The organism is Chryseobacterium oryzae (genome assembly GCF_022811665.1).
GTDB lineage: Bacteria > Bacteroidota > Bacteroidia > Flavobacteriales > Weeksellaceae > Chryseobacterium > Chryseobacterium oryzae.
On the sequence record NZ_CP094529.1, the window covers coordinates 2,146,984 to 2,162,141 of the forward strand.

15 protein-coding genes are annotated in these 15,158 nt (G+C 34.3%); 5 read left to right on the forward strand and 10 right to left on the reverse strand.

The window, feature by feature from the left end; all coding sequences use genetic code 11:
* Positions 1–88: 88 nt before the first annotated feature.
* The gene (locus MTP08_RS09850; protein ID WP_243575880.1) at positions 89–1,339 is read right to left on the reverse strand and encodes a dicarboxylate/amino acid:cation symporter; all 1,251 of its coding nucleotides are present in this window, start codon (positions 1,337–1,339) and stop codon (positions 89–91) included.
* A gap of 210 nt (positions 1,340–1,549) precedes the next feature.
* Here MTP08_RS09850 and MTP08_RS09855 point away from each other — a divergent pair, with 210 nt between their 5' ends.
* The 3 genes from MTP08_RS09855 (at position 1,550) to MTP08_RS09865 (ending at position 4,430) form a co-directional block, all read left to right on the forward strand.
* Positions 1,550–2,032 carry a BON domain-containing protein gene (locus tag MTP08_RS09855; RefSeq protein ID WP_243575881.1) on the forward strand — a complete coding sequence of 161 codons (483 nt, stop codon included), beginning with the start codon at positions 1,550–1,552 and terminating at the stop codon, positions 2,030–2,032.
* A gap of 6 nt (positions 2,033–2,038) precedes the next feature.
* Positions 2,039–2,458 carry an SH3 domain-containing protein gene (locus MTP08_RS09860; protein WP_243575882.1) on the forward strand — a complete coding sequence of 140 codons (420 nt, stop codon included), beginning with the start codon at positions 2,039–2,041 and terminating at the stop codon, positions 2,456–2,458.
* A 112-nt stretch (positions 2,459–2,570) separates the two neighbouring features.
* Positions 2,571–4,430 (forward strand): CocE/NonD family hydrolase, encoded by a 1,860-nt coding sequence (locus MTP08_RS09865; protein WP_243575883.1) that lies wholly within the window; start codon positions 2,571–2,573, stop codon positions 4,428–4,430.
* 56 nt (positions 4,431–4,486) lie between these two features.
* Here the strand turns inward: MTP08_RS09865 and MTP08_RS09870 are convergent, their stop codons facing one another.
* The 3 genes from MTP08_RS09870 to queA all read right to left on the reverse strand — a co-directional run bounded on the left by MTP08_RS09870 (position 4,487) and on the right by queA (position 7,649).
* Complete coding sequence (locus MTP08_RS09870) at positions 4,487–5,398, reverse strand: sterol desaturase family protein (RefSeq protein WP_243575884.1); 912 nt, start codon at positions 5,396–5,398, stop codon at positions 4,487–4,489.
* 78 nt (positions 5,399–5,476) lie between these two features.
* Positions 5,477–6,511 (reverse strand): 23S rRNA (adenine(2503)-C(2))-methyltransferase RlmN, encoded by a 1,035-nt coding sequence (rlmN, locus tag MTP08_RS09875; RefSeq protein WP_243575885.1) that lies wholly within the window; start codon positions 6,509–6,511, stop codon positions 5,477–5,479.
* 88 nt (positions 6,512–6,599) lie between these two features.
* On the reverse strand, positions 6,600–7,649 hold the full coding sequence (gene queA / locus MTP08_RS09880; RefSeq protein WP_144281106.1) for a tRNA preQ1(34) S-adenosylmethionine ribosyltransferase-isomerase QueA: 1,050 nt from the start codon (positions 7,647–7,649) through the stop codon (positions 6,600–6,602).
* A gap of 199 nt (positions 7,650–7,848) precedes the next feature.
* On the opposite strand from queA, the gene MTP08_RS09885 reads away from it, so the two are divergent.
* On the forward strand, positions 7,849–8,541 hold the full coding sequence (locus tag MTP08_RS09885) for an AIM24 family protein (RefSeq protein WP_243575886.1): 693 nt from the start codon (positions 7,849–7,851) through the stop codon (positions 8,539–8,541).
* A 53-nt stretch (positions 8,542–8,594) separates the two neighbouring features.
* Here the strand turns inward: MTP08_RS09885 and MTP08_RS09890 are convergent, their stop codons facing one another.
* From MTP08_RS09890 to MTP08_RS09910, 5 genes are all read right to left on the reverse strand, one after another.
* On the reverse strand, positions 8,595–9,110 hold the full coding sequence (locus tag MTP08_RS09890) for a hypothetical protein (RefSeq protein ID WP_243575887.1): 516 nt from the start codon (positions 9,108–9,110) through the stop codon (positions 8,595–8,597).
* 293 nt (positions 9,111–9,403) lie between these two features.
* Positions 9,404–9,892 (reverse strand): DNA-deoxyinosine glycosylase, encoded by a 489-nt coding sequence (locus MTP08_RS09895; RefSeq protein ID WP_243575888.1) that lies wholly within the window; start codon positions 9,890–9,892, stop codon positions 9,404–9,406.
* Between the two features lie 79 nt (positions 9,893–9,971).
* Positions 9,972–11,966 carry a S9 family peptidase gene (locus MTP08_RS09900; protein ID WP_243575889.1) on the reverse strand — a complete coding sequence of 665 codons (1,995 nt, stop codon included), beginning with the start codon at positions 11,964–11,966 and terminating at the stop codon, positions 9,972–9,974.
* A 196-nt stretch (positions 11,967–12,162) separates the two neighbouring features.
* Positions 12,163–12,456 carry a hypothetical protein gene (locus MTP08_RS09905; protein ID WP_243575890.1) on the reverse strand — a complete coding sequence of 98 codons (294 nt, stop codon included), beginning with the start codon at positions 12,454–12,456 and terminating at the stop codon, positions 12,163–12,165.
* 83 nt (positions 12,457–12,539) lie between these two features.
* On the reverse strand, positions 12,540–13,190 hold the full coding sequence (locus MTP08_RS09910) for a protein-L-isoaspartate(D-aspartate) O-methyltransferase (protein WP_243575891.1): 651 nt from the start codon (positions 13,188–13,190) through the stop codon (positions 12,540–12,542).
* Between the two features lie 133 nt (positions 13,191–13,323).
* On the opposite strand from MTP08_RS09910, the gene MTP08_RS09915 reads away from it, so the two are divergent.
* The gene (locus tag MTP08_RS09915) at positions 13,324–14,286 is read left to right on the forward strand and encodes a Gfo/Idh/MocA family protein (RefSeq protein WP_243575892.1); all 963 of its coding nucleotides are present in this window, start codon (positions 13,324–13,326) and stop codon (positions 14,284–14,286) included.
* Between the two features lie 111 nt (positions 14,287–14,397).
* Here MTP08_RS09915 and tpiA read toward each other — a convergent pair whose 3' ends face one another.
* Positions 14,398–15,156: a triose-phosphate isomerase gene (gene tpiA, locus MTP08_RS09920; protein ID WP_243575893.1), complete on the reverse strand. Its 759-nt coding sequence runs from the start codon at positions 15,154–15,156 to the stop codon at positions 14,398–14,400.
* Positions 15,157–15,158: the final 2 nt, after the last annotated feature.

Here is a 15,158-nt window from a genome sequence, read left to right on the forward strand (position 1 = left end):
AATCGTAACAGCAAATAAATTTTTATGATTTTGTGAATTCTTAACCTATTATAGAAAAGAACCTTTTTAAAATTCGAAAATATTGTAATTACATATCTCCCCCGTGACTTTCCAACTGACCTTCCCATTTTGAGACAGCAGAAGTTGCCAATGCATTCCCTAAAACGTTTGTCATACTTCTTCCCATATCACAGAAATGATCGATAGGCAATATTAGTGCAATTCCTTCCGGAGGAATCCCAAACATAGAACAAGTTGCCACAATAATTACCAAACTTGCTCTTGGAACACCAGCAATTCCTTTGGATGTAAGCATTAAAACTAAAAGCATGGTAATCTGTTGACCAATCGTCATTTCTACTCCGTAAATCTGAGCAATAAAAATAGAAGCGAAAGTCATGTACATCATGCTTCCATCAAGATTAAAAGAATATCCTAATGGTAAAATAAAAGATACTACTCTATTATTGCAGCCAAATCTTTCTAGTTCTTCCACCAATTTTGGGAAAACTGCTTCTGAACTTGTTGTGGAAAATGCAATTAGTAAAGGTGATTTTATTCTTTTCAAAAGATCAAAAAGACGGTTTCCTAAGATCATGTAGCCTACCAAAAGCAAAACCAGCCACAAAATTCCTAATGCAAAGAAAAAATCTCTGAGGTAAATTGCATATACTTTAAAAATTTCAAATCCGTTGGTCGCAACTACTGCTGCAATGGCTCCTAATACGCCTAAAGGGGCAAACCACATGATGTAGCCTACCATTTTTAAAATTCCGTGTGCTACAACATCAAAAAGTTTTATTACTGGCTGTGCATAATCATCACCCAAATTTGCCAACGCAACCCCGAACATAATAGAAAACACAACAATCTGCAAAACTTCATTTGTAGCAAAAGCTTCAAACAAACTCTTTGGGATAACGTGTTTTACAAAATCTTCCAAAGAAAATCCTTTGCTGGATTTCAACAGTTCATCAGCAGAAGTTACATCCTGAATCGGCAGTTTGGTAACGTGTCCCGGTTCCAGCCAGTTTACCAAAACCAAGCCTATGAAAAGAGAAACCAGAGAAGCAGAGATAAACCAAAGCATTGCTTTTGTTCCTACTCTGCCAATCATTTTAATATCACTCATTTTGGCAATTCCTACAACAAGTGTTGTAAATACCAACGGAGCGATAATCATTTGCACCAAACGTATAAAAATAGTACCCAAAAGTTTGATGTTTTTAGAAAACGGCTCTGCACTTTCAGGATACTGTATATGAACCAGTCCTCCAATTCCTACTCCTATTATGAGTGCTGCAATAATTGCAATAAATAATTTGTTTTGTCCTTTCATAAAAATAATTCAAGAAACACAAATATAATGCTTTAATTATTTAAGCTTAAGATTTTATTTGAAAATAGAAAAACGCTATACATATAAAATTAAGATTCAGAAAATGAAAACCTTAACAATTTCCCTTTGGATATTTATTGAATTTTTAATCTGTTGGTATAATTTTTATTATTACATTTGGTTGTAATTAAAACATTAAAACAATCAATTATGAAAAAAACAATCGCTATTTCTGCTCTAGCTTTGGCAGTATCGTTTGGATCTATTTCGTGTAAAAAGAAAGTTTCTGATGCCGATCTTCAGACTCAGGCAACAACAGTAGTAACTTCTAATCCGGGAGCAACTGTTGAAGTAAAAGAAGGTGTTGCACATCTTGGCGGAACATTCGCTTCTCAGGAAGAGAAAGATGCTGCCATTAAAGCATTAAAAGAAATTAAAGGCGTAAAAGATGTTCATGATATGGCTAAAGTAGAGGCTGCAACAGCACCAGTACAGACTACTTCTGCTGTTGATCCTGCTATTCAGCAAAAAGTACAGGATGCTGTAAAAGATTTCCCATCTGTAAAAGTGGAAGTTGTGAACGGAGAATTAACTTTAACAGGAAATGTTTCTTCTGTACAGGCAAGAAAAATCAAAGAATCTGTGGATGCTTTAAAAATCGGAAAGTATAACAATAATTTAGTTGTAAAATAAGGAGTTATGAGTACATTACAAGATAAATATTCAAGCGTAGTTTCTGCGGCTCAGTCTGCAGGTGTTACCAATCTTCAGGTTCAGGAACAAGACGGAATTCTTTATATCTCCGGAGGTGCAGCCAATACAGCTACTAAAGATGCGGTATGGAATGCTTTAGGAGCTATTGATTCTACTTATTCTGCTACAGACATCAATATCGATGTACAAGTTACAGGTTTGCCTGCAGGAGCTAGCTTAACTGTTGCTACTGAAGAATCTAATCTGAACATCAGACAAGAGCCTTCTACAGATGCTGCTGTTGTTGGAAAAGCAGCTAAAGGAGAAACTGTTACTTTGGTAGAGCAAACTTCTGATGACTGGTGGAAAATTAAAACTGCCGATGGAGAAGAAGGTTATGCTTATTCAAGATATTTGAGAGCTTAATTGCAAAACAAAATTTCAGAACACAGAGCATCCTTTTTATGAAGGGTGCTTTTTTTGTGACTGCGTTTCAGAATGCCATATTTTATCAATAAATTAGCAGCAAATTTTTCCCATGAAAATATACTTTTCTTTGCTATTTACTTTGTTTTTCCTTTTTGGAAAATCGCAGTCGGACAATTCAAAGGACAGCTTCGTAAAAGATAACTTTACAAAGAAAGAATTTTATATCACAATGCGGGACGGAATAAAATTGTTTACGGCAGTTTACATCCCAAAAGATATTTCAAGAAAAAATAAATATCCTTTTTTAATGCAGAGAACCTGCTACAGTATTGCTCCTTATGGTGAAAATGAATACCGAAAAAGTATTGGTCCCAATAAATACCTTATGAATGACAAATATATTTTTGTTTTTCAGGATGTAAGAGGAAGGTATATGAGTGAGGGAACTTTTACCAATATGACTCCTCAGGTAAATCATAAAACAAAAAAAGATGTAGACGAAAGTACAGACACTTATGATACTATAGAATATCTTTTAAAGAACATTAAAGACAACAATGGTAAAGTTGGGCAATATGGCACTTCTTACCCGGGTTTTTATACTGCTGTAGGAACTCTTTCTCAGCATCCGGCATTGGTAGCTTCTTCTCCACAGGCTCCTATTTCAGATTTCTGGAATGATGATTTTCTTCATAATGGAAAATTTATGCTCGGATACTTCAAAACATTTCCTGTATTCGGTGTTCAGAAAACAAAGCCAGAAACTAAAGCATGGTATACCGATTCTATGATTAAAACAACTTCTGAAGACGGATTGAAATTCTACAGAGAAATGGGTACTCTAAAAGATGGTTATGAAAAATATTATAAAAACAACTTTTTCATGACCGAAATAATGAACCATCCCAATTATGATGAATATTGGCAAAAAAGAAGTCTTTTACCTCATTTTAAAGACATTAAGCATGCCGTAATGACTGTTGGAGGCTGGTTTGATGCAGAGGATCTTTCCGGACCTTTAAACATTTATAAAACCATAGAAAAGACGAGTCCAAAGGCAAAAAACACAATCGTAATGGGGCCTTTCTCTCACGGAGGCTGGTCTAGAGAAGAAGGAAAGCATTTTCACAATCAGATATACTTCGGAGATAGCATTGCAACGTATTATCAAAAAAATATTGAGAGAAAATTCTTCAACCATTATCTTAAAGGCAACAGCACGAAAGATGCCGGTTTACCTGAAGCTTTAATGTATGATACAGGTTCTAAAGAATGGCGTGAATTTTCGGTTTATCCTCCAAAAGAATCCCAAAAAATCAGATTTTATTTATCTGAAAAAACATTAAAAAACACTCCCGAAAATGGCTTTTCAGAATATTACAGCGATCCGGAAAACCCAGTTTTAAGTTCGGAAAACTTAAAAGATTTCAATGGATTTACCCCAAGAAATTATATGTCAGAAGATCAGCGGTTTGCAGTTGGAAGACCGGATGTTCTTACTTTTACGACAGATATTCTTAATGATGATCTTACTTTTGCCGGAGAAATTTTGGCGAAGCTGAATATTGCGTCTACATCAACAGATGCAGATTTTGCGGTTAAAATAATTGATGTTTATCCTGAAGATTTTAAGCCTACAGAAAAAAAAGAAGGCGTTATTTACGGAAATTACCATCAGATGGTAAGAAGTGAGATTATGCCCGCAAGATTCAGAAATTCCCGTGAAAAAGCTGAAGCTTTAGTTCCCAACCAAAAAACAGCAGTCGATTTTAGGTTGCAGGATGTGGTTCATACTTTTAAGAAAGGGCACAAAATACAGATTCAGATAAGTTCAACATGGTTTCCTCTTTTCAGTGTCAATCCGCAAAAGTTTTTAGACAACCCAAACTCTGCCACAAAAGAAGATTACACCAAAGCTTTTATAAAAATTTTTGAAGACAGTGCCATTGAAGCAGATGTTTTAAAATAATTTAAAGAGAGAGTTGTAAATTTTGTTTCTCTCTTTTTTAAACCAAGAAAAAATCACTATTTAGTATTTCTTCTACTCAGATATTCTTTTTGATATTGTTTCACTGTTTTCCCGGTTCCATCATGCTTCCAACCGGGAGAATTGAAAATATAATTTATTCTGTCTGAAATTTTTAATCCGGGCTGCTTAATATCTTTCCATATTTTACGCCATTCATATAAGAGAACTGTATCCGGATTATTGTTGGGCATTTTAGGATAAATCCCAAATTTTACTGGCACATTAGAATCTTCTTTTTCGAATGTTCCGAATATTTTATCCCAAATAATAAGGCACATCCCCATATTTTTGTCGAGATACTTCACATTACAGGCATGATGTACTCTGTGATGAGAAGGTGTTACCAAGATGTATTCTAACACTCCCAGACTTTTTACAGCCTGAGTATGAATCCAAGTTCCGTAAACCTGCCCTATTGCATATACCACCATAATATGCCAAGGATTGAAACCTAAAAAAGCCAGCGGAGAAAAATACAGATATCGGTACAATGGCTGCAGAACGGGACTTCTGAAACCCGTCGTAAGATTAAAATATTCTGAATTGTGATGTGTAATATGAACTGCCCAAAAAGCTCTTGAATGATGATCTACATAATGTAAAACATAATATGCAAAATCTGTAGCAATAAAACAGAAAACCCAATACCAAACAGTAAATTTCCACGTAAAAAGACTATGATTGTAAAAAAAGAACATTACTCCCATCGCAAAAACCTTCATTATCAAGTCTAAACCGAAATTCATCAGTGCAAGATAAATACTGGTTGCAACATCTTTTCCGTTGTATAATTTAGCTTCAGAGATATGGCTGTAAATCATCTCAGCAAGAATTACAGCAGCAAGAATAGGAATAGACCACGCATAAACACTTTCGAGACCATCTTCTCCCACAAAGAAATCCATCATTACCAGTTTATTTTGGTACAAATTTAGGATTTTAGAAAAGTTCTGTAAAAGATTTTTTCTTTTTTAATTGAAATTTAATTAATCGGCAGATTTATTTGCCAATTGTCCGCAAGCAGCATCTATATCTCCACCGCGGCTTTTTCTTACCACGCAAACAATACCGGCATTTTCCAATTGTCGGATATAGTTTTCTTCTGCCTGTTTATTACACTGATCGTATTTTCCGTCTCCTATAGGATTATACTGAATTAAATTAACCTTAGAAGGAACCTGTCTGCAATATTTAATGAGTGCTTTAATATCTTCATCCGTATCGTTAATTCCTTTCCAGACACAATATTCAAAGGTAATAACAGAACCAGTTTTAGAATACCAATATTGCAAAGCCTCCATAATCTCAGTCAGCGGAAATTTATCCGAGAAAGGCATTATTTCATTCCGTTTGGTTTCTATTGCCGAATGGAGAGAAAGTGCCAATTTTACTTTCAATCCTTCATCCGCCAACATTTTAATCATTTTAGGAATTCCGGACGTAGAAACGGTAATTCTTCTTGCCGACATTCCCAATCCTTCCGGCTGGGTAATTTTCCTAATAGCTTCAACAACATTTTTGTAGTTCATCATCGGTTCTCCCATCCCCATAAAAACAATATTGGAGAGAGGTCTATCGAAATACATTTTACTCTGACTGTCGATTAAAGCAACCTGATCTACAATTTCTGCTACTTCAAGATTTCGCATTCTCTTCAGCCTTGCAGTAGCACAGAATTCGCAGTTTAGAGAGCATCCAACCTGAGAAGACACGCACGCCGTAGTTCTTGTTTCGGTAGGAATTAAAACAGATTCTACCAATAATCCGTCATGAAGTTTTACTCCATTTTTAATGGTTCCATCTCTACTTTTCTGCAACAAATCTACAGAAACAGGATTAATGATATATTCTTCGGCTATTTTGTCCCGAAGCTGTTTAGAAAGATTGGTCATTTCATCAATCGAATGGAGATTTTTACTCCACAACCAATCGTAAACCTGTTTCGCACGAAAAGGTTTTTCTCCCAAAGAAACAAAGTAATCTTTGAGTTGGTCGAGTGATAAAGTTCGGATATCTTTCATTATGTTGTTGGGTATGGGATGTCAGAAAATGGAAGAAAATTGAGTGCCGAATTATAAACTTCCAGCACCCAATTTTCAGCTTCCTGCTTTATAAAATTAACATGGCATCGCCATAAGAGTAAAATTTATATTTTTCTTTAACTGCCTCTTCATACGCATGCATAATAAAATCTTTACCTGCAAACGCTGCAATCATCATAATTAAAGTAGATTTTGGCGTGTGGAAATTGGTAATCATAGAATTTGCAATTCCGAAATCGTGGGGCGGATAGATAAATTTGTTTGTCCAACCCTGAAAAGCAGATATTTTCTTATTAGAAGAAACTGAAGTTTCTATTGCTCTCATTGTAGTTGTTCCTACTGCACAAACTCTTCTGTTTTCCTGTACTGCTCTATTGATGATTTCTGCATTTTTTTCATCAATAATAACCTCTTCAGACTCCATTTTATGCTTAGAAAGATCTTCTACCTCAATTGGGTTGAAAGTTCCCAATCCTACGTGAAGCGTAATTTCTGCAAAATCTACCCCTTTAATTTCCAATCTTTTCATAAGATGTTTAGAGAAATGCAGACCTGCAGTAGGTGCCGCAACAGCTCCTTCTATTTTAGCATAAATTGTCTGGTATCTTTCTGCATCTTCAGGTTCAACCTCTCTTTTGATATATTTCGGAAGTGGAGTTTCTCCCAACTCCTTCAACTTCGCTCTGAATTCTTCATAAGAACCATCAAATAAAAATCTTAAAGTTCTTCCTCTTGAAGTGGTATTATCGATAACCTCAGCAACCAAAGATTCATCTTCTGTAAAGAATAACTTGTTCCCAATTCTTATTTTTCTTGCAGGATCTACCAAAACATCCCAAACACGAGTTTCTTTGTCTAGTTCTCTTAATAAGAAAACTTCAATTTTGGCACCTGTTTTTTCTTTATTTCCGTAAAGACGTGCAGGGAAAACTTTGGTATTATTGAAAATAAACAAATCTTTTTCGTCGAAATAATCTACTACATCTTTAAAAAGTTTATGCTCAATGGTTTCAGTTTTTCTGTTAAGAACCATGAGTCTTGCTTCATCTCTGTGCTCTGAAGGGTGTTCTGCCAGCAATTCGGCAGGAAGGTCGAAATTAAAATCGGATGTCTTCATTTTTTAAATTACGGTTTAAAAATTATACAAAATTACAGACTGTAATTTTGAGAGGTGCAAATATACAACATTCTACACCCCTTTGTCAAGCATTAATTTCACATCCTTTTATTCATAAGGGATACAAGAGGGTAATTTGTTATTGAACTCCTTTTTTTGAGAAAAATTTTCGCTATTTTAGCATCCAAAAATAGAAACGATGAGCAAATATTCAATTGAATCTTTTGTACAGGAAACAAAAGAGAACCCTTTAGAAAGAGATTATTTCGAACTGGAAAAACCAGCACTTTTAGAAATTAATTTGAACAATCAATCAGTTTGGACAAAAGCAGGAAGTATGGTGGGCTATGTTGGAAATATTAATTTTGAAAGACAGGGTATGCTTTCCGGCGGACTGGGGAATTTATTAAAAAAAGCAATCAGCGGTGAAGGTTCTAAGCTGATGAAAGCGGAAGGAACAGGTAAATTATATGTCGCCGATGATGGAAAGAAAGTAAGAATATTACATCTGAATAATGAGACTGTTTGTGTAAACGGAAATGATGTTTTGGCACACGAACAAAGTATAAAAAGTGATATTACAATGCTGAAAAGTATCGCTGGGGTTATGTCGGGCGGATTATTTCAGGTAAAACTTTCAGGAACGGGACATATTGCTATTACAACTCATGGAGAACCGTTAACATTATTGGTAACTCCAGACTCACCCGTTTTTACAGATCCAAATGCAACCGTTGCATGGTCTGGAAATTTAAGTCCGGAACTAAAAACAAGTGTTTCTTTAAAAAGTTTGATTGGAAGAGGAAGCGGAGAAGAGTTTCAGATGAAATTTTCGGGTAATGGTTGGGTATTGATACAACCGTATGAAGAAGTTTATAGGATTGAGAAGTAGTAGCCATTTTAATCTATGAAAGTAAAAGCAAGGAAAATTCCGTGCTTTTTAATTTAATCTTTAAAATCAGACCAATGCTCAGGTTCTTTTAAAATTTTAGGTAATTCTATTGTTAAATCAACTTTTTGAATTCCTTCCAAAATATTAAATTTACTAACATTAGAATTATATTTATACTCAACAGATTTAACCATAAACTTTTTATTTGGGTCTAGCATACCTCTCAATTGTTTTTCAGCATCCCTCGTAATTATATGATCTATTCCAAAATTAATATAGTCAAAATCTCCAATTTCCAGATTTACTGTTGCATCAATAATCTTTTTTTTTCGGCTTGCATCCTTATAGACTATGAACTCATATTTCAAAGAATCTAGTTTTTTAATTTGAAAAACCTCATTCCTTTTGTAAGAATTTTCAGGATTATACCCTTTATTAATTTTTCTTGAATACTTATAAATGAAACTAATATTGGACTGTAATTTATTTACTTTAAAAACATGTTTAACTTTAAGATCTTTGGAATAAATTATCCCGATAATTTTATTGTTTTCATTTTCCAAAAACATTTCATCCTCATTTTTCGAACTATAAAACCATTGTTTGGTGAAAGTATCTTTATTGGTTTTATAACTTTCTTTCAAAAAGTAATCAAAATGATATTCCTGAGATAGTAAAACTGTTGATATAAAACAAAAAAATATTAAAAGAAAGTTTCTCATTGCAAAAAATTTTAGCACAAAAATTTAATTAAAGATATCTTTAGATTATCTGCTTGTTATAGACTAAAGAGATTTTATTTTTAGTTTATTAATTATTTGTGAACAACAAATATATCTTTTTTATTGGAAATATTTTACACTTATAAATGATCCAATATTTTCTTCCAATCCTCAAATTTTCTTTTAAAAGAAATGGTGTGAAGCGGACTTGTCGATGGCAATAAGTAAATCGGAATTCTAAAGTTTTTACCTAATAATTTCTGTAAACTTTTGTAAGATTTGCCGCCATTGCAAAATATTGCTGTAATGTTGGGATAATTTTCTAAAAGTTCTTCAACTTGATTGGCTTCTTCATTTTTTATTTCTGAATCTAGGCTTCCTTTTCTTTCACAAGAATCGATAACATCCCAAAGTGCAATTCTATGCTTTTTTAAAACGGCTACTCTTTCTTCATAATCTTCTGTAAATCCTTCATTAAAAAGCTGAAAGATAATCCTCCAGAATTTATTTTGAGGATGACCGTAATATTGCTGTTTTTCCAAAGATTTCACTCCAGGAATAGAACCTAATATTAAAATTTTAGAATTACGATTAATAATAGGTGAAAATGAAGATATTCTGTTTTGCATCGCAAGAAATTTTTCTAAAGCTAATCAACAAAAAACGGACAAATGAATGTCCGTTTTTACTATATTTTTTCAATTATGTTTACAAAGTTTCTTTCAGCCAATCGAAAAACTCTCTTTGCCAAACCAAACCATTTTGCGGATGAAGCACCCAGTGATTTTCGTTCGGGAAATACAGAAATTTAGACTTTAATCCTCTTAACTTAGCTGCCTGAAACGCTTCCTGACCTTGTTCGTAAGGAACTCTGTAATCAATTCCGCCCTGTATAATCATAATCGGTTTATTCCATTTTTCTACAAAATTACTTGGGTTAAATTCTGTATATGCTTTAGGAAGTGGTTTTTCCCATGGTGAACCAAGATCCCAATTGGCAAACCATAATTCTTCAGTTGTTAAATACCAGGATTTCATATCAAACAATCCGTCGTGGGCAATAAATGTCTTGAATCTGTTATTGTGAATTCCCGCCAACATAAAAACACTATATCCACCATAACTTGCACCAACAGCCGCCACTCTATCGCCATCTACATAAGGTAAAGTTTTAGCAAAATCTGTCGCTGCCAAATAATCCCTCATTGGTTGTCCGCCCCAATCTTTGGAGATTTCTTCGTTCCATTTTGTTCCCCAACCCGGCATTCCTCTTCTGTTTGGAGCTACTACAATATATCCATTCGCAGCCATTAAAGAAAAATTCCATCGTGTGCTGAAAAATTGTGTCAACGCAGATTGAGGACCACCTTGGCAATACACTAAAGTAGGATATTTTTTATTCGGGTCAAAATTTGGTGGATAATGAAACCACACTCCCATTTCTTTTCCGTCTGAAGTTTTCACCATTTTCAGTTCAGACTTTCCTTGAGCTAATTTTGCATAAACATCTTTATTGGCATCGGTTATCTGCTTTAATGCTCCGTTTTTAAGATTAACGGCATAGATTTCAGAGGCATGGTTTATGTCTGTTTTGGAAACTAAAAGTGAAGTTTTCTGATCTGCAAAAATCTCATTAATATCAAAATCACCTTTTGTAATCTGCTGAATTTTAGAATCTTTAGGATTTAAAGAAAACAATTGTTTGGTTCCTCTATAAGCTGCTGTAAAATAAATAGATTTAGAATCTCCGCTCCAAAAAACATCTCCGGAAACAGATTCGTCCCAAGATTTTGTAAGATTTGAAGTTTTCCCGGACTTCCAGTCCATTAATTTAATATCATTTTTATCTGCTTCATAACCATCTCTTTCCATACTTTGCCAAACAAGAGATTTACCATCCGGACTGAATTTAGGGTTCAAATCATACCCTTTATTCGACTCTGTTAAATTTTTTGTTGTTCCGGAAGCTAAATCGTAAGCAAAAATGTCGGTATTGGTACTTGTAGAATAATCTTTTCCGCTTTTCGGCTTCGTAACATATAAAAGCTGAGTAGAATCTGGACTGAAAATAAAATCTTCGGCACCTCCAAAAGGTCTCTGCGGCGAATCCCACATTTTGCCTTCCAGTAAATCCTTTGCAGAATCTATGTTTGCCGCAGCATCTACTACAAAAACATGATTGTATTTGCCTTCATTAAAATAATCCCAATGTCTGTGATTGAGATCGGTATAAACCTGAGCTGTAGTTTTGGGCGTATCCGTAAATTTATCTTTACCCATCACTTTTTCAACCAAAACCTGCTTGCTGAAAGCTATTTTCTTCCCATCTGGAGAAATAACGATATTATCTGCTTCGTCGATGGTATAAAATTCTGTCCAAGTTTTACCGCTGTCTTTAGAAAGGTAAATTTTATCGCCTTCCTGTGCATATAATCCGTTTTTATCCCACTGAATTAATGCTTTTTTACCTAAATCTATTTTTGCAGACTGATTATTTATTACATTCAGCAGATAATTCTCATTTTTCGTTTTTTCTGTTTTAAGATCAACCTGTCCTATTTTGTAAATTAGCGACGACTGATCCGGAGAAACTGCCTGAACTCCGACTTTCTTTAATGTCCAAAGAATTTCCGGCGTCATTACTTGTTGTGCATTCATGAGAAGAGGAGCTGCTAAAGCCAGCAGACTGTGTTTCAATTTCATATTACATTCATTTTTAAAAGAATTTTCTGTACAAAAATTCAAAGATTGCCAAAGTTAATATTTAATACAAAATTAACCGAACGAAATTGAAATGAATTTAAAAAACAGTCTTCAAAATTAAATTAATTTGTTTCCTGAACTAAAGAAAATCAGTCTTATAATAATAAAAAATCCCGCTCACATTGGCGGGATGATATTAAGAAATGAGATCTTCATTGGTTTCTTCGTGGTCATCTTCATTGTCACTTGTACTATAAAAACTGTTCTCTTCATCAGGAAGCTGGTTGGTAATCTGTTCAAAATTATCATCATCTTCCGCACCGGGAACATCCAACCCAAAAGGCATTTCATTGTTTACTTCATTGGGATTGGTAATGGGATTTCCGTCTCCATCTAAGGCAATATGCTCTTCTCTGTTGAATATATCTTCACCTGCATTATAATCCATTTCCTTTAGCTTTCTGTTTTGTTCATTAAGGTTATCTTCCATGATACTAATATTTTTTTGATATGATGAAACAAGACAAAAATAGTTCCAATTGTTTATTGAACTTTTACTTTTTTTAAAAGTTTTTACTGATTGGTATTATTCAGCATCGGTACAAATTTGTAAGCTCCGAATTCTTCTTTCTGAATTTCGGTAGGCGAAATTTTGGTAAATCTGTATAATACCTGTTCGTCTGTAGGACCGAGTGGAATTACCATTTTCCCTCCTACTTTCAGTTGTTTTAATAATTCTGTAGGCAACACAGATGCACCACATGTAACTATAATTTTATCGAATGGGGCAAAAGTAGGCAACCCCGCAAAACCGTCTCCAAAACTTTGAAATTTCGGATAAAAATTCATCTCACGAAGTTTTATTTTAGAAAAATCGAATAAATCTTTCTGCCTTTCTACCGTGTAAACCAAAGCTTCCATTGCAATTAATACAGCAGTTTGGTAACCACAGCCGGTACCAATTTCCAAAACTTTTTCGCCAGATTTTATCTGCAAAAGTTCAGACTGCTCTGCAACTGTTGAAGGATGAGATATGGTTTGATGTGCCAATATGGGAAAAGCCCGGTCTTCATAGGCAAAATCTTCAAATATACTTTCAATAAAAAGATGTCTGGGAACGGTATTCATCGCTGCAAGAACACGTTCATCCGAAATCCCAATTTTCTGTCTGAGATATTCTACCAAATTCTTCCTTTTTCCCTTATGTACAAACGAATCTACCATGTCACAAAAATAATGAAATGATTTGAAATTTCAAATCTGAGAGGTAAGTTTGGAGGTTAAAAATTGATTCTATTATAATTTGAAATTCCACATATCAAATTAAACTTTTATCTTTACAAAAATTTGAAAAGCTATGTTAAAAGCAGGTTTGGTAGGTGCCGGACATTTGGGTAAAATACATTTAAAACTTTTAAACGAGTCTTCAGAATATCAACTGGTTGGGTTTCATGATAAAGATGCAGAAAACGGAAAAAAACTGGAAGCTGAACTTGGATATACTTATTTTGAAAATTTTGATGATCTTCTGAATGAAATCGAAATGCTGGATATCGTTACACCGACAATCTACCATTATGATTATGCTCTTAAAGCGATTGAAAAAGGTCTTCATTTCTTTATTGAAAAACCGGTTACACATACTCTTGAACAGGCAGAAGAAATTGTTGCATTGTGTAAAAAAAACGGTATAAAAGCTCAGGTTGGGCACGTAGAAAGGTACAATCCGGCATTTATTGGAGCTAAAGCTTACATTCAAAATCCTATGTTTATTGAAATTCACCGTTTGGCGGAATTCAATCCTCGCGGAACAGATGTTTCCGTAGTTTTAGACCTGATGATCCACGATCTGGATATTTTACTGAGTGTGGTAAAATCACCGGTAAAAAACATCCACGCAAGTGGTGTTTGTGTAGTAAGCAAAACTCCCGATATAGCCAATGCCAGAATTGAGTTTGAAAACGGATGTGTTGCCAATCTTACGACTTCCAGAATTTCTATGAAAGCCATGAGAAAAAGCCGTTTTTTCCAAAAAGACGCTTATATTTCTGTTGATTTTTTAGAGAAAAAATCTGAAGTTATCCGAATGAAAGAAGCACCTGAGAATCCTACTCCGTTCGATATGATTATTGAAAATTCTGAAGGTGAAAAAAATCAGATTTTATTTGAATATCCTAATATTCAGCCCAATAATGCGATTCTGGATGAGCTTAATTCTTTTGCCAAAGCGATTACCGAAAACAAAAATGTAGAAGTTTCTTTGGAAGACGGTACAGAAGCTCTTAAAGTTGCCCTAGAAATTATGAAACTGATTAGCTAAACATATTTTTCTCAAAATAAACGAGAAATTTTCGGCAGAAGAAATTACATCAAACAGAAGAATTCAAAATAAATTTTCATCTTTTGTCTGATGTAATTTTATTTTTAAGGATTAATTAAAAGCTTCTATAATCTTAGAAAAATCTTCTAATTTTAAAGCAGCACCTCCAATAAGACCTCCGTCTATATCCGGCTGAGAAAAAATTTCTTTTGCATTATCTGGTTTTACAGAACCTCCATACAAAATAGAAATTTCTTCAGCTACTTCTTTACCATATTTTTCGGCAATTGTATTTCTGATGTGTGCATGGATTTCCTGTGCCTGTTCTGGTGTCGCCGTTTCTCCGGTTCCGATTGCCCAAACCGGTTCGTAAGCAATAACTACTTTTTTAATTTCTTCAGCCGAAAGCGTAAAAAGAGCAGTTTCTGTCTGGTTTTTTACCACATCCAAATGTTGCTCTGCTTTTCTTTGGTCTAAAGTTTCTCCGTTACAGTAAACAGGAATTAAACCTTTATCTAAAGCTAATTTTACTTTTTTATTGCAGCTTTCGTCTGTTTCGCCATGATATTGTCTTCTTTCAGAATGCCCGATTAAAGATCCGCTTACATCAATAGACTCCAACATATTCGCAGAAATTTCTCCTGTATATGCACCACTTTCGTATTCGCTCATATCCTGAGAAAAAACTCCGATTTCGTCTTTTTCAAAAATATCTTTTGCCATCATAAGATATAATGAAGGCGGTGCGATCCATACTTCACAGTTGGTTTTGTTTTCGTTTTTGTAACCAAGCAGCTGTATCATCAACTGTTGAGCTTCAATTACGTTTTTATTCATTTTCCAGTTTCCTGCAACTATTTTTCTTCTCATAG